19 protein-coding genes are annotated in these 15,535 nt (G+C 58.0%); all 19 read left to right on the forward strand.

Annotated elements, in window-relative coordinates; translation table 11 throughout:
- Positions 1 to 23 precede the first annotated feature (23 nt).
- The 19 genes from ACXAEW_RS12485 (at position 24) to nuoK (ending at position 15,533) form a co-directional block, all read left to right on the forward strand.
- Entirely contained in the window at positions 24 to 1,967 is a 1,944-nt protein-coding gene (locus ACXAEW_RS12485) for an acetyl/propionyl/methylcrotonyl-CoA carboxylase subunit alpha (RefSeq protein ID WP_474941623.1), read from the forward strand.
- 9 nt (positions 1,968 to 1,976) lie between these two features.
- Positions 1,977 to 2,831, forward strand: a complete 855-nt coding sequence (locus ACXAEW_RS12490; protein ID WP_474941624.1) for a hydroxymethylglutaryl-CoA lyase — start codon at positions 1,977 to 1,979, stop codon at positions 2,829 to 2,831.
- A gap of 18 nt (positions 2,832 to 2,849) precedes the next feature.
- Complete coding sequence (locus tag ACXAEW_RS12495; protein ID WP_474941625.1) at positions 2,850 to 3,632, forward strand: crotonase/enoyl-CoA hydratase family protein; 783 nt, start codon at positions 2,850 to 2,852, stop codon at positions 3,630 to 3,632.
- A 238-nt stretch (positions 3,633 to 3,870) separates the two neighbouring features.
- Positions 3,871 to 4,236 carry an NADH-quinone oxidoreductase subunit A gene (locus tag ACXAEW_RS12500; protein ID WP_215267483.1) on the forward strand — a complete coding sequence of 122 codons (366 nt, stop codon included), beginning with the start codon at positions 3,871 to 3,873 and terminating at the stop codon, positions 4,234 to 4,236.
- Entirely contained in the window at positions 4,227 to 4,760 is a 534-nt protein-coding gene (locus tag ACXAEW_RS12505; protein WP_474941626.1) for a NuoB/complex I 20 kDa subunit family protein, read from the forward strand. The genes ACXAEW_RS12500 and ACXAEW_RS12505 overlap by 10 nt, the downstream gene beginning before the upstream one ends.
- 24 nt (positions 4,761 to 4,784) lie before the next feature.
- A complete protein-coding gene (locus ACXAEW_RS12510; protein WP_474941627.1) occupies positions 4,785 to 5,393 on the forward strand; it encodes an NADH-quinone oxidoreductase subunit C in 609 nt (202 codons plus the stop codon).
- A complete protein-coding gene (locus ACXAEW_RS12515; protein WP_474941628.1) occupies positions 5,393 to 6,616 on the forward strand; it encodes an NADH-quinone oxidoreductase subunit D in 1,224 nt (407 codons plus the stop codon). Before ACXAEW_RS12510 ends, ACXAEW_RS12515 begins: the two co-directional genes overlap by 1 nt.
- Entirely contained in the window at positions 6,616 to 7,752 is a 1,137-nt protein-coding gene (gene nuoE, locus ACXAEW_RS12520; protein WP_474941629.1) for an NADH-quinone oxidoreductase subunit NuoE, read from the forward strand. Before ACXAEW_RS12515 ends, nuoE begins: the two co-directional genes overlap by 1 nt.
- Positions 7,753 to 7,796: 44 nt before the next feature.
- On the forward strand, positions 7,797 to 8,018 hold the full coding sequence (locus ACXAEW_RS12525; RefSeq protein ID WP_474941630.1) for a DUF5337 domain-containing protein: 222 nt from the start codon (positions 7,797 to 7,799) through the stop codon (positions 8,016 to 8,018).
- A 25-nt stretch (positions 8,019 to 8,043) separates the two neighbouring features.
- Positions 8,044 to 9,342, forward strand: coding sequence for an NADH-quinone oxidoreductase subunit NuoF (gene nuoF, locus ACXAEW_RS12530; protein WP_474941631.1), 1,299 nt, complete (start codon positions 8,044 to 8,046; stop codon positions 9,340 to 9,342).
- 57 nt (positions 9,343 to 9,399) lie between these two features.
- The gene (locus ACXAEW_RS12535) at positions 9,400 to 9,759 is read left to right on the forward strand and encodes a hypothetical protein (RefSeq protein ID WP_474941632.1); all 360 of its coding nucleotides are present in this window, start codon (positions 9,400 to 9,402) and stop codon (positions 9,757 to 9,759) included.
- Positions 9,760 to 9,857: 98 nt separating this feature from the next.
- Positions 9,858 to 10,265 (forward strand): DUF5333 domain-containing protein, encoded by a 408-nt coding sequence (locus tag ACXAEW_RS12540; protein ID WP_474941633.1) that lies wholly within the window; start codon positions 9,858 to 9,860, stop codon positions 10,263 to 10,265.
- 3 nt (positions 10,266 to 10,268) lie between these two features.
- Entirely contained in the window at positions 10,269 to 12,299 is a 2,031-nt protein-coding gene (nuoG, locus tag ACXAEW_RS12545; protein WP_474941634.1) for an NADH-quinone oxidoreductase subunit NuoG, read from the forward strand.
- Entirely contained in the window at positions 12,296 to 12,676 is a 381-nt protein-coding gene (locus tag ACXAEW_RS12550) for a hypothetical protein (RefSeq protein WP_474941635.1), read from the forward strand. The genes nuoG and ACXAEW_RS12550 overlap by 4 nt, the downstream gene beginning before the upstream one ends.
- A 6-nt stretch (positions 12,677 to 12,682) precedes the next feature.
- Positions 12,683 to 13,720 carry an NADH-quinone oxidoreductase subunit NuoH gene (gene nuoH / locus ACXAEW_RS12555; protein ID WP_474941636.1) on the forward strand — a complete coding sequence of 346 codons (1,038 nt, stop codon included), beginning with the start codon at positions 12,683 to 12,685 and terminating at the stop codon, positions 13,718 to 13,720.
- 1 nt (position 13,721) lies between these two features.
- Positions 13,722 to 14,216: an NADH-quinone oxidoreductase subunit NuoI gene (gene nuoI, locus ACXAEW_RS12560; RefSeq protein WP_474941637.1), complete on the forward strand. Its 495-nt coding sequence runs from the start codon at positions 13,722 to 13,724 to the stop codon at positions 14,214 to 14,216.
- Positions 14,213 to 14,632 carry a carboxymuconolactone decarboxylase family protein gene (locus ACXAEW_RS12565; protein ID WP_474941638.1) on the forward strand — a complete coding sequence of 140 codons (420 nt, stop codon included), beginning with the start codon at positions 14,213 to 14,215 and terminating at the stop codon, positions 14,630 to 14,632. Before nuoI ends, ACXAEW_RS12565 begins: the two co-directional genes overlap by 4 nt.
- Positions 14,629 to 15,231 carry an NADH-quinone oxidoreductase subunit J gene (locus ACXAEW_RS12570; RefSeq protein ID WP_474941639.1) on the forward strand — a complete coding sequence of 201 codons (603 nt, stop codon included), beginning with the start codon at positions 14,629 to 14,631 and terminating at the stop codon, positions 15,229 to 15,231. Before ACXAEW_RS12565 ends, ACXAEW_RS12570 begins: the two co-directional genes overlap by 4 nt.
- Complete coding sequence (gene nuoK, locus ACXAEW_RS12575) at positions 15,228 to 15,533, forward strand: NADH-quinone oxidoreductase subunit NuoK (protein ID WP_005624625.1); 306 nt, start codon at positions 15,228 to 15,230, stop codon at positions 15,531 to 15,533. Before ACXAEW_RS12570 ends, nuoK begins: the two co-directional genes overlap by 4 nt.
- The last annotated feature ends 2 nt before the right edge of the window (positions 15,534 to 15,535 follow it).

Here is a 15,535-nt window from a genome sequence, read left to right on the forward strand (position 1 = left end):
TCCACAAACAAGGACTGTCGCCTATGTTTGATAAAATTCTGATCGCAAATCGCGGCGAAATTGCCTGCCGGATCATTGAGACCGCGCGCCGGATGGGGATCGCCTGCGTAGCTGTCTACTCGGATGCGGATCGGGAGGCGCGGCATGTGGATTTGGCCGATGAGGCTGTTCACATCGGTGGCGCGGCCCCGGCAGACAGCTATCTGTTGGGCGACCGTATCATTGGGGCCGCGCAGGCCAGCGGAGCGCAGGCCATCCACCCGGGCTATGGCTTTCTGTCGGAAAACCCTGCGTTTGTGGATGCGGTGGAGGCGGCAGGGCTCATATTTATCGGCCCCTCTGCCTCAGCCATTCGCACCATGGGGCTGAAAGACGCCGCCAAAGCCGAGATGGAGGCCGCCGGTGTTCCTGTGGTGCCGGGCTATCATGGTGTGTCGCAGGATGTCGAAACATTAGCCCGCGCCGCAGCCGAGATCGGATACCCTGTGTTGATCAAGGCGGTTGCAGGCGGCGGCGGTAAGGGGATGCGCCGTGTTGACGGGGCCGACGCGTTTCAGGAGGCGCTTGCAAGTGCGCAGCGTGAGGCGCAGAGCGCCTTTGGCAACCCGTCGGTTTTGATCGAGAAATTCGTTTCCTACCCCCGTCATATCGAGGTGCAGATCTTTGGGGACGGCAGCCGCGCGGTTCACCTGTTCGAACGGGATTGTTCGTTGCAACGGCGCCATCAGAAGGTGATCGAAGAAGCGCCAGCCCCTGGAATGACGGCAGACATGCGCGCGGCGATGGGTTCGGCCGCCGTCCGTGCGGCTGAAACCATTGGCTATAAAGGGGCGGGGACGGTCGAATTCATCGTGGATGCCTCGGACGGGCTGCGGCCTGACCGGTTTTGGTTCATGGAAATGAACACGCGTCTTCAGGTCGAGCACCCGGTGACCGAGGCGATTACAGGTGTTGATCTGGTTGAGTGGCAATTGCGCGTGGCAGCGGGAGAAACGTTGCCCATGGCGCAGGATGAGTTGCACATAAATGGCCATGCGTTTGAGGCGCGGATCTATGCCGAAGACGTGCCTGCGGGGTTCCTGCCTGCAACCGGCCATTTGACATGTGCCAGCTTTCCAGACGCCGCGCGGGTAGATACGGGGGTGCGCGCAGGCGATGACATCAGCCCATGGTATGACCCGATGGTGAGTAAGCTCACCACCCATGCCGCCACGCGTGACATGGCGCTGGCTCAGTTGCGCAAGGCTCTGTCTGACACACAGATTGCCGGCGTGACCACCAACCTCAACTTTCTCACAGCGCTTTGTCGGCACAAAGGGTTTGCCAGGGGAGAGGTGGACACCGGCCTGATCGAACGGGATGCCGCGCATCTCACACAACAGAACGCACCACTGCCTGTGCAGCTGGCGGCGGCGGGGCAGGTGGTGCTTGGCTTGCGAGAGGCGACACAGTTTGCAGGTTTTACCCTTTGGGACCCTTTGCAGCGAAGCCTGCAATTGACCCACGCCGAGCAGTTCTTTGACGTGCAGGTCATGGTCCTGTCGCCGACCCATCAGCGCTGGGTAGTAGAGGGCAAGAGCCTGGATTTGCATCTGCAACACGACCGCTGGACCTGCAACGGGCGGGCGCTGCCGTCCGTGTCTCATCATGACGGGCGGATCACCGTTTTTGGCGAAACCTCAGTTGTTCTGGAGTATGCCGACCCATTGGCACGGCAAGGCGCGTCGGGCGGGGATGAATCCACGATCACCGCGCCCATGCCGGGGCTGGTCAAGGCGGTCTTTGCCAAACCGGGGCAGGCGGTCTCGGAAGGAGAGCGCCTTGCGATACTGGAAGCTATGAAAATGGAACATGCCCTCTTGGCAGCGCGGGATGGTGTGGTCGAAGATGTTCTGGTGGCGGTTGATGATCAGGTTGCGGTGGGTGCACCGTTGATCCAGCTCATCCGCCCGCAGGAGACATCATAGGAGGACGCCATGGGCGAACGGGTAGAAATCTTTGAAGTTGGGCCGCGAGACGGGTTGCAAAACGAGGGGCAGGCCATTGCCGCGCAGGACAAAATCGCTCTTGTGAACCTTCTGTCGGGGGCTGGCTTCCGCCGGATTGAGGCGGGCAGCTTTGTGTCTCCGAAATGGGTGCCGCAGATGGCCGAAAGTGACAAGGTGCTTGCCGGGATCACCCGCGCCCCCAACGTGCGCTATTCGGCTCTGGTGCCCAATATGCAAGGTTACGTTGCGGCCATTGCCTCCCGGGCGGATGAAATTGCCGTCTTTGCCTCTGCATCGGAAGGGTTTTCAAAAGCCAATGTAAATGCCTCAATTTCGGAAACACTGGACCGGTTTCGCCCGATCCTGGAGGAGGCGCGTCATGTGGATTTACCAGTGCGTGGCTATGTCTCCTGCGTGACCGATTGCCCCTATGACGGGGCCGTCGACCCGGCACAGGTGGCGCAAGTGGCGGATCAGCTGTTTGCCATGGGCTGTTACGAGATTTCACTGGGGGACACGATTGGCAAGGGGACGGCGGATAGCGTCTCCAAGATGCTGCTGGCGGTGCGCGAGCATGTACCCGTAGGGCGTCTGGCCGGGCATTTCCACGATACAAATGGCCATGCTCTGGAGAATGTCGATTGCGCCCTGGCGCTGGGTGTGCGCGTCTTTGATGGTGCCGTCGCAGGGTTGGGCGGATGTCCATATGCGCCCGGCTCAGCAGGGAATGTGGCAACTGAGACATTAAACGCACATCTGGTCCGCCTGGGGTTTGAGACCGGATTGGACGCAGGGATTTTGCAACAAGCGGCAGAGCAGGCCCGCAGTCTGCGCAGTTCTTAAAAAGAGGAGGAGGTCCCCATGTACGACACCCTGAAAGTTGACCTCGATGATCGCGGTGTCGTGCGCGTCACGCTGAACCGCCCTGACAAACACAACGCCATGTCGGCTCAGATGATCCGGGAGCTTGCACATCTGGCCGAAGCTCTGGATCAGGATGAGTCCGTCAGGGTTGTCGTGCTGACGGGTGCAGGGAAAAGTTTCTGCGCCGGAGCGGATCTGACCTGGATGCAAGCGCAGGTGGAAGCCGACGCCGAAACGCGGCAAAAGGAGGCCCGCGCTTTGGCGTTGATGCTGTTGCAGTGGGACCGCCTGTCAAAACCGGTTGTTGGAGCGGTCCAGGGCAACGCATTTGGCGGCGGTGTGGGCTTGATTGCGATCTGCGACGTTGCAATTGGTGTGGAGGGCATCAAACTGTCCCTCAGTGAAACACGGCTGGGATTAATCCCAGCCACCATCGGACCCTATGTTGTTGCCAAAATTGGTGAGTCGCAGGCCAGACGGGTCATTTTGTCTGCTCGAATATTTGAGGCGCGGGAAGCGGTTAGCCTCAACCTGCTCTCTGAAGCGGTGTCCGGCGACTCTTTGTCCGATGCCGTCGAACATGAAGTGAGTCTTTTGCTGCAATGCGCCCCAAATGCGGTTGCTCTGGCCAAGAAAACGATCCGTGAGATGGGTTTGGACGTTCAGGAAGCTATGATATCGCGCACAATTGACGCTTTAACGCAATGTTGGGAAAACGGCGAAGCGGCCGATGGGATCACAGCGTTCTTTGCCAAGGAAGCCCCCTCCTGGAGACGGTAAGAGGTTGAAATTCAGCACCTTTTTTGAGGCTCCCAAGGCGCGAATGGCTGATTTGTCTAATCTTATGAAAATACTCAGAAATATCAAAAGCGACGCATCCCGGTCGCGCTGTTAAAAGAACGGTTAGCTATTAACCATGCGTTGGTTGACGCTCATGTGGCAGGGGAGTAGACACTGCCCAAGTCAACACGCCAATTGACGGTGCGCAAGAAACTGCGTGCGCGGAAAGGAGCCACTCGTGGAAGAGATGTTGCGGGAGTACCTCCCGATCCTCGTGTTTCTGGCCATTGCGGTCGGGCTTGGAATTGTACTTATTCTAGCAGCGGTTGTTTTGGCCGTTCGCAACCCGGACCCTGAAAAAGTCAGTGCTTATGAATGTGGTTTCAACGCATTCGATGATGCCCGGATGAAATTCGACGTTCGGTTTTATCTGGTGTCCATCCTGTTCATCATTTTTGACCTGGAAATCGCTTTCCTGTTTCCCTGGGCCGTCGGGTTCAAGGACATCAGCGATGTCGGCTTTTGGTCGATGATGGTGTTCCTGGGCGTTTTGACCATCGGCTTTGCCTATGAGTGGAAGAAGGGAGCCCTGGAATGGGAGTGATGACCGGAGCCAATACCGCTGGCGTCGACAAGGAAGTCGTCACCCAGGCCCTGAACACCGAGTTGCAGGACAAGGGGTTTCTCCTGACCTCCTCGGAAGACATCATCAACTGGGCCCGTACCGGGTCCCTGCACTGGATGACCTTTGGTTTGGCCTGCTGCGCGGTTGAAATGATGCATGTGGCGATGCCACGGTATGATTGTGAACGCTTTGGTATCGCTCCGCGCGCTTCTCCGCGTCAGTCTGATGTTATGATTGTTGCGGGTACACTCACCAACAAGATGGCGCCGGCGCTGCGTAAGGTTTACGACCAGATGCCAGAGCCGCGCTATGTGATCTCTATGGGATCCTGTGCGAACGGTGGCGGGTACTACCACTATTCCTATTCTGTTGTGCGCGGCTGTGACCGTGTTGTTCCGGTTGACATCTATGTGCCCGGCTGCCCTCCGACCGCAGAAGCGCTTCTGTACGGTCTGATGCAGCTTCAGCGTAAGATTCGCCGTACCGGCACTCTGGTCCGCTGATCGGCTTTGGTTGGAGTTTTTGAAATGACTGAAGCACTGAAAGAGCTTGGCGCACAGATCGAAGCCAGACGCCCCGAATGCGTTCTGGGCTGGGATGTGACCCATGACGAGCTGAATGTGGATGTGAAACCCACAAATATCGTGGGTCTGGTTGAGTTTCTGCTGGCCGATCCTGCCTGCAAATTCTCGACCCTTGTGGACATCACCGCAGTGGACTACCCGGAGCGCGCTAAACGTTTCGACGTGGTTTACCACTTCCTGTCGATGTACACGAACCAGCGCATTCGCCTGCGGGTCTCCCTGCGCGAAGATGAAATGATCCCGTCGATTGTAGACGTTCACCCCTCGGCCAATTGGTTCGAGCGTGAAGTGTTTGACATGTTCGGCATCCTCTTCACCGGCCACCCGGACCTGCGTCGTCTGTTGACCGACTATGGCTTCCGCGGCCACCCGCTGCGCAAGGACTTTCCGACCACCGGTTATACCGAGGTCCGCTATGACGAGGCCCAGAAACGCGTCGTCTATGAACCGGTGAAACTGGTCCAGGAATATCGCCAGTTTGATTTCATGAGCCCATGGGAAGGTGCCGAATACATCCTCCCCGGCGATGAGAAAGAGGGGGAGGCGAAATGATGGACGGCTCCAAGTTTGACGACGGTAGTGTCGACGCCCTGAGCGGCGAACAGAAAATCCGTAACTTTAACATCAACTTCGGCCCGCAGCACCCGGCGGCGCACGGTGTTTTGCGTCTGGTTCTGGAACTGGACGGTGAGATTGTGGAACGCTGCGACCCGCACGTGGGTCTGCTGCACCGTGGCACCGAAAAGCTGATGGAAAGCCGCACCTACCTGCAGAACCTGCCGTATTTCGACCGCCTCGACTATGTGGCGCCGATGAACCAGGAACATGCATGGTGTCTGGCGATTGAGAAGCTGACCGGTGTGGAAGTGCCCCGCCGTGGGTCTCTGATCCGGGTGCTGTACTCGGAAATCGGCCGTATCCTGAACCACCTTCTGAACGTGACCACCCAGGCGATGGACGTGGGCGCGCTGACCCCGCCGCTGTGGGGCTTTGAAGAGCGTGAGAAGCTGATGGTGTTTTACGAACGTGCCTGTGGCGCGCGTCTGCACGCTGCCTACTTCCGCCCCGGTGGTGTCCACCAGGATCTGCCGGACGAGCTGCTCGACGATATCGAAGAATGGGCGATTGAATTCCCCAAAGTGCTCGATGACATTGATGGGCTCTTGACCGAAAACCGGATCTTCAAACAGCGTAACTGCGACATCGGCGTGATCACCGAGGATGAGATCCAGAAATTCGGTTTCTCCGGTGTGATGGTGCGCGGCTCTGGCCTGCCGTGGGATTTGCGTCGTGCGCAGCCCTATGAATGCTATGACGAGTTTGATTTCCAGATCCCGGTTGGCAAGAACGGCGACTGTTTTGACCGCTACCTCTGCCGTATGGAAGAGATGCGCCAGTCGCTGTCGATCATCCGTCAGGCGATCCACAAGCTGCGCGAAGCCACCGGCGATGTGCTGGCTCGTGGCAAGCTGACCCCGCCGAAGCGTGGCGATATGAAAACCTCGATGGAGAGCTTGATCCACCACTTCAAGCTCTATACCGAAGGGTTCCATGTCCCCGCTGGCGAAGTCTACGCCGCCGTCGAAGCGCCCAAGGGCGAGTTCGGCGTCTATCTGGTGGCGGATGGCACCAACAAACCCTACCGCGCCAAACTGCGCGCACCGGGCTTCCCGCATCTGCAGGCGATGGACCACGTTGCCAAAGGTCATCAGCTGGCCGACGTTGCAGCTATCATCGGCACCATGGATATCGTATTTGGGGAGATCGACCGCTAATGCTGCGCCGTCTGCACTCTGAACAACCCGCAAGCTTTGCGTTTACCCCGGACAACCAAACCTGGGCCGAGGCTCAGGTCACCAAATACCCCGAAGGTCGTCAGGCCTCGGCTGTGATCCCGCTGTTGTGGCGCGCGCAGGAACAGGAAGGGTGGGTGTCCAAACCCGCCATCGAATATATCGCCGATATGCTGGGGATGGCCTATATCCGCGTGCTGGAAGTGGCCTCGTTCTATTTCATGTTCCAACTGCAGCCCACGGGGTCTGTTGCGCATGTGCAGATCTGCGGCACCACCTCCTGCATGATCTGCGGTGCCGAAGATCTGATTGCGGTGTGCAAGGAAAAGATCGCGCCCAAGCCGTATACCCTGTCGGAAGACGGCAAGTTTACCTGGGAAGAGGTCGAATGCCTGGGTGCTTGCACCAACGCTCCGATGGCCCAGATCGGCAAAGACTACTATGAAGATCTGACCGCCGAAGGTTTTGCTCAGATGCTGGACGATCTGGCCGCTGGCAAGCTGGTTGCGCCGGGTCCACAAAACGGCCGTTACGCGGCTGAGCCAAAAGCCGGTCTGACCTCGCTCGCCGAATATGACAGCGGCAAGACGCAACATAACGCCTCTGTGCAGCTTCAAATGGATGTCAAAGACGGCGTGAAGCGCATCCAGGGGGATGAAGTGCCCCTGTTGACCCCTTGGATTGGCAAAGACGGTGTTGTTGCGGGCCGCGCTGCGGCTGAGCCGACGCCCAAAGCGCCTGATGCTCCAAAGCCTGCGGTAAAACAGGCTGCTGAGGCTAAGAAAGCCGCCGCCAAGCCAGAGCCGAAGGCCGAAGCTACTGTTGCGGAAAAAGAACCGGAAACCTTGAAAGCCGCCCGGGATGGCAAGGCAGACGATCTGAAACTGTTAAAAGGCGTTGGCCCCAAGCTGGAAGAAACCCTGAATGAACTGGGCTTTTTCCATTATGATCAGGTGGCCGCCTGGACCGAGGCAGAAGTTGCCTGGGTTGACAGTCGCCTGAAATTCAAAGGGCGCATCGAACGCGACGGCTGGATTGATCAGGCCCGGAAACTGGCAGCCGGTGAAGAGACCGAGTTTGCCAAAAAGGCCAAGAAAGACGGCATTTACGACGAATAAACCGCTTTGCCCCAATAAGGGCGGAGCCTGACACATAGGACCATATGAGCGTGGATAAGGAACAAGCCATCGCAGCAAAAGGACGGCACATCGCGATTGTGATCGCGGCCACCATTTGCCTCTGGCTGATCCTGTCTCTCTTTGTTGGCCCCGCGCTGGGGCTGCCTGGGAATTACGCTTTGCTTTTTGATTTCGCAGCGCTTGCGGGATTGATCTATGCAGTGGTCAATATTTTTCAACTCTGGCGCATGCGTCAGGGCCAGTGAACGAAAGAACCAAAGGTAGGCAGACATGCTGAAGGACCAGGACCGGATCTTTACCAACCTGTACGGTATGCACGAACGCACGCTTAAAGGCGCGCAGACCCGTGGCCATTGGGACGGCACTGCTGGCCTGATTGAAAAAGGGCGTGACTGGATCATCCAGACCATGAAGGACTCTGGTCTACGTGGGCGCGGTGGTGCGGGTTTCCCCACCGGCCTCAAATGGTCCTTTATGCCCAAGGAAAGCGATGGTCGCCCGTCTTATCTGGTGATCAATGCGGATGAATCCGAGCCCGGCACCTGCAAGGACCGCGAGATCATGCGCCATGATCCGCATACGCTGATCGAAGGTGCGCTGATCGCCTCTTTCGCTATGAACGCGCATACCTGCTATATCTACCTGCGCGGTGAATACATTCGTGAGCGTGAAGCGCTGCAGGCGGCCATTGACGAGGCCTATGATGCCGGTCTGCTGGGCAAGAATGCGGCCGGTTCCGGCTGGGACTTCGATGTGTTCCTGCACCACGGGGCAGGGGCCTATATCTGCGGCGAAGAAACCGCGCTGATTGAAAGCCTTGAAGGCAAAAAAGGCATGCCGCGCATGAAGCCGCCATTCCCGGCGGGTGCTGGCCTTTATGGTTGCCCGACAACCGTGAACAACGTGGAATCCATCGCCGTCGTGCCCACCATCCTGCGTCGCGGGGCTGAGTGGTTTGCAGGCTTTGGCCGCCCGAATAACGCCGGCACCAAGCTGTTTGCGATCTCGGGGCATGTGAACAACCCATGTGTCGTCGAAGAAGCCATGTCGATCTCCTTTGAAGAGCTGATCGAGAAGCATTGTGGCGGCATCCGTGGCGGCTGGGACAACCTTCTCGCTGTGATCCCCGGTGGGTCCTCTGTTCCTTGCGTGCGCGGTGAGAACATGCGCGATGCGATTATGGATTTCGACTACCTGCGCGGTGAACTTGGGTCAGGCCTTGGCACAGCGGCGGTCATCGTCATGGACAAGTCCACAGACATCATTAAAGCCATCGCGCGTCTCAGCTACTTCTACAAACACGAAAGCTGCGGTCAATGTACACCGTGCCGCGAAGGCACCGGTTGGATGTACCGCGTGATGGATCGTCTGGTGAAGGGCGAGGCCGAGCTGGAAGAAATCGACATGCTGTGGGATGTGACCAAACAGGTCGAAGGCCACACGATCTGTGCGCTTGGCGACGCGGCTGCATGGCCGATCCAGGGTTTGATCAAGAACTTCCGCGAAGAGATCGAAGATCGTATCAAGGCGCAGAAAACCGGCCGCATGGGCGCAATGGCCGCCGAATAAGAACAGACGCTGCTCGGCCAATATGGGCGGTGAAGAGAATTAAGGACGAGAGTCAGAATGGCACGTAAACAGGCATATCGGGTTGCGACAGCTTTGCTGTGTACAGCGTTTGTTGTGGCGAGCTGTGGCAGCGTAACCTCGCGGGACAAACGTGTGCGTTATGATGGCGTTGCCTTCCGGACCTCCTCCAAAGCCCTCGACAAGAAAGCCACCTTAGCTGAATTCCAGGTGGTTGTGAAAAATGCGCTGCAATCGCCTAAAGGCGCGCGCCAGGCCGTGCATCACGAAGGCACAAGCTACTGCATCGAAAATTACGGTCGCTCTGACATTGTCTGGGCCGTGGACCCTCTGGATCCTGAACAGGACCTGCGTCTGGATGGCGACGACGCGGTTTATACCGGGACCTGTGACGCGTGAGCGGATTTGCGTCATATCCCGGCTCTTTGGGCCAGCCGTTATTGAATAACGGGTCGCAGTTTCAAACCTGTGGTGTCTCCAAGTTGAAGGAGAATTCCATGCGTATTGTTTCTGTGCTGCTGGCCACTGCCGTTGCGGTTTTGACGCCCCAGATCGGGTCTGCACGCCCCTCCCTGCGGGACGTGGCTGAAATCGAAAACCCGCTGTTTGCGGTCGCCGTCGCCAAAGAGGTCGCGGATCACTGTGACAGTATTGGCCCCCGCTACATGAAGGGCTTGGGCGAATTGCGTCGTCTCAAGGCGCGCGCAAATGAATTGGGTTATTCGGACAAGGAAATCCGCGCCTATGTGGAATCCAAGTCCGAGAAGGCGCGCATGCGGGCCAAGGGTGAAAAGCTCCTGGCGCAAAATGGCGTTGTCTATGACCAACCGGAAACATTCTGCGCGTACGGTCGCGCGGAAATTAAGAACAACAGCGCAATCGGCGTTTTACTGAGGGCGAAATAGACCATGTCTGACCTCCGCAAGATCAACATTGACGGAAATGAGATTGAGGTGGATGGGGCGATGACCCTTATCCAGGCATGCGAAGAGGCGGGTATCGAAATCCCGCGCTTCTGCTACCACGAGCGTCTGTCGATTGCTGGTAACTGCCGTATGTGTCTGGTAGAGGTCGTCGGTGGCCCGCCGAAACCTGCCGCCTCCTGTGCGATGCAGGTACGTGACCTGCGCCCCGGTCCCGAAGGGCAGGCACCGCAGGTGAAAACCAACTCTCCCATGGTCAAAAAGGCCCGCGAAGGTGTGATGGAGTTCCTCCTGATCAACCACCCGCTGGATTGCCCGATCTGTGACCAGGGCGGCGAATGCGACCTGCAGGACCAGGCGATGGCCTATGGTATGGCCGGTTCCCGCTTCAAGGAAGGCAAACGCGCCTGTGACGATCTGGATCTGGGTCCGCTGGTTGCCACAACCATGACCCGCTGCATTAGCTGCACCCGCTGTGTGCGCTTCACAACCGAGGTTGCAGGCATCACGCAGATGGGCCAGACCGGTCGCGGTGAAGATGCCGAGATTACCTCTTATCTGAATCAGACGCTGAACTCGAACCTTCAGGGCAACATCATTGACCTCTGCCCGGTTGGGGCGCTGACTTCCAAGCCTTACGCCTTTACCGCCCGCCCGTGGGAGCTGACCAAGACCGAAACCATCGACGTCATGGACGCGCTGGGGGCGAACATCCGTGTTGACACCAAAGGGCGCGAAGTGATGCGCATCCTGCCGCGCAACCACGACGGCGTGAACGAAGAGTGGATTTCCGATAAAACCCGCTTTGTCTGGGACGGTCTGCGTCGCCAACGTCTGGACCGCCCCTACGTGCGTGTCGATGGCAAGTTGAAACCCGCTACATGGCCCGAAGCGCTGGCGGCTGTTGCCGAAAACGTCAAGGGCAAGAAAATCGCAGGTCTCGTGGGGGATCTGGTCTCGGTTGAGGCCGCCTTTGCCCTGAAACAGCTGATCGAAGGTTTGGGTGGCAAGGTTGAGTGCCGGACCGACAACGCACGTCTGCCCATCGGCAACCGCGCGGGCTACGTCGGCAATGCCACCATCGAAGATATTGACGACGCAAAATTCATCCAGCTGATCGGAACCAACCCGCGCAATGAGGCACCTGTGCTGAACGCGCGCATCCGCAAAGCCTGGCTGAAGGGGGCGCAAGTGGGTCTGGTCGGCCCGGCGGCGGATCTGACTTATGAATACGCCCACGTCGGCACCGACCGTGAGGCGCTCGAAGGGCTCCTGGACAAAGACTATGGTGCTGTCAAAGACGCCCCGTCTGTTGTCATCGTAGGGCAGGGCGCTCTGCAAGAGGCGGACGGTCTGGCGGTTCTGGCAGCTGCTCAGAAACTGGCGGCTGACACGAACTCCAAACTCATGGTTCTGCACACCGCCGCCAGCCGCGTCGGTGCAATGGATATCGGCGCCGTCACCGAAGGCGGCTTGGCCGCTGCGGTGGATGGTGTCGAGGTCATCTATAACCTCGGCGCAGATGAGGTCGACATTGACCCCCGCGACCAAGGCGGTGCGTTTGTTATCTACCAGGGATCCCACGGGGATCGCGGTGCCATGCGCGCCGACGTGATCCTTCCGGGGGCTGCCTATACCGAGGAAAACGGGCTGTTTGTAAACACCGAAGGTCGCCCTCAACTGGCCATGCGGGCCGGATTTGCACCGGGTGAGGCCAAGGAAAACTGGGCCATCCTGCGGGCGCTCTCTGCGGAACTGGATGCCAAGCTGCCGTTTGACAGCCTTGCACAACTGCGCAGCGCGCTGATTGCCGAAGTTCCCCATCTCGCCAAAATCGACGAAGTGGTTGAAAACGAAGGCGAAGCGCTGCCGGTTGAGAAAATGGGCAAGGCGGATTTCCTGCCAGCTATCCGGGACTTCTATCTGACCAACCCGATTGCGCGTGCCTCGCAACTGATGGCAGAGCTGTCGGCCCAGGCCAAAGCACTGAACACACAGGCAATGGCAGCAGAGTGATCCGCACCAGCATCATATCCCTTCTTGCCCTGGCGGGCTGCGCAGAAGCAGGCCGCCAGGGCGAGTTCACCCCCGGCTACCGGGGTGTTGAAACGCGCCTGCTGAATGGGGATCTGGTGCAATTCAATGTCGAGATGACAGGCGCACGCAACGCCAATGACGTTGATATGTATGCGGAATGTGCAGCGGCGCAATATGCGCTGATCCGGGGCTACGGTTTTGCCCGTCATCTGCGCACAAATTTGAAACAACAGGATGGTATCTGGCACGCAGACGCGGTCTATACCATTTCTCCTTCTCTCCCGCGCGGCCTGCGCACCATCGACGCCGAAGTCGTGGTCGCGGATTGCGAGGCTAACGGAATACCCACGGTGTGAGGACCTATGGCTGATTTCTTTAACACCCCAGGCGGCATTGCTGTTCTGATAGTGGCACAAACTCTTGCCGTTGTTGCCTTTGTCATGCTCTCGCTTCTGTTCCTGGTTTACGGCGACCGCAAGATCTGGGCGGCGGTGCAGATGCGCCGGGGCCCCAATGTGGTGGGCGCTTATGGTCTGCTGCAGACCGTGGCTGACGCATTGAAATATGTGGTCAAGGAAGTTGTGATCCCGGCCGGTGCCGATCGCACCGTCTTTATGCTGGCTCCAATGGCGTCCTTTGTTCTGGCGATGATCGCCTGGGCCGTTATTCCGTTTAACGACACCTGGGTTCTGTCGGACATCAACGTGGCGATCCTCTATGTGTTTGCTGTGTCCTCGCTCGAGGTGTACGGCGTGATCATGGGGGGCTGGGCGTCAAACTCCAAATATCCGTTCCTGGGATCGCTTCGCTCTGCCGCGCAGATGATTTCCTATGAGGTCTCGATTGGCTTGATCATCATCGGTGTGATCATTTCCACCGGTTCGATGAACTTTGGCGATATCGTGCGCGCACAGGATGGCTCGGCTGGCTTGTTCAACTGGTACTGGCTGCCGCACTTCCCGATGGTCTTCCTGTTCTTCATCTCCTGCCTCGCGGAAACCAACCGCCCGCCGTTTGACCTGCCCGAAGCGGAATCGGAACTGGTTGCGGGCTATCAGGTGGAATATTCCTCAACACCGTTCCTGCTGTTCATGGCCGGTGAATATATCGCCATCTTCCTGATGTGCGCGCTGACGTCGCTTCTGTTCTTTGGCGGCTGGCTCTCGCCCATTCCATTCCTGCCGGATAGCCCGCTGTGGATGGTCGCCAAGATGGCGTTCTTCTTCTTCCTCTTTGCAATGGTGAAAGCGATCACACCGCGCTACCGCTACGACCAGCTGATGCGTCTGGGTTGGAAAGTCTTCCTGCCGTTCTCGCTGTTCTGGGTGGTTTTTGTCGCCTTTGCTGCACGTTTCGATTGGTTCTGGGGTGCCTTCGCACGCTGGACGACCGGAGGCTGATATGACCCAAATCGATTACACCCGCGCCGCCAAATATTTCCTGCTGCAGGATTTCTGGGTCGGTTTCAAACTGGGGATGAAGTATTTCTTTGCCCCCAAAGCGACGCTGAACTACCCGCATGAAAAGGGGCCTTTGTCGCCCCGTTTTCGCGGCGAACACGCGCTGCGTCGCTATCCGAATGGCGAAGAACGCTGCATTGCCTGCAAGCTTTGCGAAGCGATCTGCCCGGCGCAGGCGATCACCATCGACGCGGAACCCCGCGAAGACGGCAGCCGCCGCACCACGCGCTATGACATCGACATGACCAAATGCATCTACTGCGGTTTCTGCCAGGAAGCCTGCCCGGTGGATGCAATTGTCGAGGGTCCGAATTTCGAATTCGCCACGGAAACCCGCGAGGAGCTGTTTTACGACAAGGACAAGCTGCTGTCGAACGGCGAACGCTGGGAAGCAGAAATTGCCCGTAACCTCGAATTGGATGCGCCCTACCGATGACAGATCCCAAGAACCCGTTTGAAGCCATGATGGAACAGGCGCAGGAAATGGCCAAAGCGCTGAACCCCGCGCTTGAGGAGTTTTCTCCGTCCGAGGCGTTCAAAGGGTTTGAGGGGCTGTGGCCAACCATGCCCAAAGAGGTCATGGAAATGATGTTCGGCAACACCGTCAACAAAGACGGGCTGGATGCCAAAACCCGGCTGTTGCTGACACTGGCCGGTTTGATTTGCCAAGGCGCACAGGCGGATACAGCCCTGCGTCAGACCGTGCGCCACGCCATTGCGGCGGGCGCAAAGAAACAAGAGATCGTTGAAACGATCGGACAGATGTCGGTTTTTGCCGGCATTCCGGCCATGAACCGGGCGCTGGATCTTGCGCAATCAGTCATGGACGAAAAAAGGGACGATGAGACATGAGCGTATTTGCCTTTTACCTCTTCGCCATCAGCGCCATTACCGGCGGGCTGTTCACTGTGATCAGCCGCCAGCCGGTTCACTCGGTGTTGTGGCTGATCCTGGCCTTTATCTCCTCGGCCGGGCTGTTTGTGCTCCTTGGGGCGGAATTTGTCGCCATGCTGCTGATCATCGTTTACGTCGGTGCGGTTGCGGTGCTGTTCCTCTTTGTGGTGATGATGCTGGATGTGGATTTTGCCGAGCTGAAGGCCGAGATGGCAAAATACATGCCGCTGGCACTTCTGATTGGTCTGGTTATCCTGATGCAGTTTGTCATGGCCTACGGCGCTTGGGAAACCGCACCTGCCGCGTCTGATTTGCTGGCGCAGCCGGTGCCGGTCGATCGCCACAACACCGAGGCCCTGGGCCTTATTATCTATGACCAGTATTTCCTTCTGTTCCAGCTGGCGGGTCTGATCCTTTTGGTTGCCATGATCGGCGCCATCGTTCTGACCCTGCGCCATCGCCAGGACGTCAAACGCCAGAATGTTCTGGCCCAGATGTACCGAGATCCGGCCAAGGCCATGGAGCTGAAAGACATCAAACCGGGGCAGGGCCTATGATCGGACTTGAACATTATCTGACCGTTGCGGCGACGCTATTTGTTATCGGCATTTTTGGGCTCTTCCTGAACCGCAAGAACGTCATCATCCTGTTGATGAGCATCGAACTGATGCTTCTTGCAGTGAATATCAACCTGGTCGCCTTCTCTTCTTTCTTGGGCGATCTGGTAGGGCAGGTCTTTACCCTGTTTGTCCTGACTGTGGCAGCCGCCGAGGCTGCGATTGGTCTGGCGATCCTGGTCTGCTTCTTCCGTAACCGCGGCACTATTGCTGTCGAAGACATCAACGTGATGAAGGGCTAAGG

Source organism: Epibacterium sp. ABZ3_068 (assembly GCF_056159265.1).

What these genes read in the sequence shown, in the direction of transcription:
- ACXAEW_RS12485 (WP_474941623.1), top strand. Translation starts at nt 24, where the DNA reads ATGTTTGATAAAATTCTGATCGCAAATCGCGGCGAAATTGCCTGCCGG.
- ACXAEW_RS12490 (WP_474941624.1), top strand. Translation starts at nt 1,977, where the DNA reads ATGGGCGAACGGGTAGAAATCTTTGAAGTTGGGCCGCGAGACGGGTTG.
- ACXAEW_RS12495 (WP_474941625.1), top strand. Translation starts at nt 2,850, where the DNA reads ATGTACGACACCCTGAAAGTTGACCTCGATGATCGCGGTGTCGTGCGC.
- ACXAEW_RS12505 (WP_474941626.1), top strand. Translation starts at nt 4,227, where the DNA reads ATGGGAGTGATGACCGGAGCCAATACCGCTGGCGTCGACAAGGAAGTC.
- ACXAEW_RS12510 (WP_474941627.1), top strand. Translation starts at nt 4,785, where the DNA reads ATGACTGAAGCACTGAAAGAGCTTGGCGCACAGATCGAAGCCAGACGC.
- ACXAEW_RS12515 (WP_474941628.1), top strand. Translation starts at nt 5,393, where the DNA reads ATGGACGGCTCCAAGTTTGACGACGGTAGTGTCGACGCCCTGAGCGGC.
- nuoE (WP_474941629.1), top strand. Translation starts at nt 6,616, where the DNA reads ATGCTGCGCCGTCTGCACTCTGAACAACCCGCAAGCTTTGCGTTTACC.
- ACXAEW_RS12525 (WP_474941630.1), top strand. Translation starts at nt 7,797, where the DNA reads ATGAGCGTGGATAAGGAACAAGCCATCGCAGCAAAAGGACGGCACATC.
- nuoF (WP_474941631.1), top strand. Translation starts at nt 8,044, where the DNA reads ATGCTGAAGGACCAGGACCGGATCTTTACCAACCTGTACGGTATGCAC.
- ACXAEW_RS12535 (WP_474941632.1), top strand. Translation starts at nt 9,400, where the DNA reads ATGGCACGTAAACAGGCATATCGGGTTGCGACAGCTTTGCTGTGTACA.
- ACXAEW_RS12540 (WP_474941633.1), top strand. Translation starts at nt 9,858, where the DNA reads ATGCGTATTGTTTCTGTGCTGCTGGCCACTGCCGTTGCGGTTTTGACG.
- nuoG (WP_474941634.1), top strand. Translation starts at nt 10,269, where the DNA reads ATGTCTGACCTCCGCAAGATCAACATTGACGGAAATGAGATTGAGGTG.
- nuoH (WP_474941636.1), top strand. Translation starts at nt 12,683, where the DNA reads ATGGCTGATTTCTTTAACACCCCAGGCGGCATTGCTGTTCTGATAGTG.
- nuoI (WP_474941637.1), top strand. Translation starts at nt 13,722, where the DNA reads ATGACCCAAATCGATTACACCCGCGCCGCCAAATATTTCCTGCTGCAG.
- ACXAEW_RS12565 (WP_474941638.1), top strand. Translation starts at nt 14,213, where the DNA reads ATGACAGATCCCAAGAACCCGTTTGAAGCCATGATGGAACAGGCGCAG.
- ACXAEW_RS12570 (WP_474941639.1), top strand. Translation starts at nt 14,629, where the DNA reads ATGAGCGTATTTGCCTTTTACCTCTTCGCCATCAGCGCCATTACCGGC.
- nuoK (WP_005624625.1), top strand. Translation starts at nt 15,228, where the DNA reads ATGATCGGACTTGAACATTATCTGACCGTTGCGGCGACGCTATTTGTT.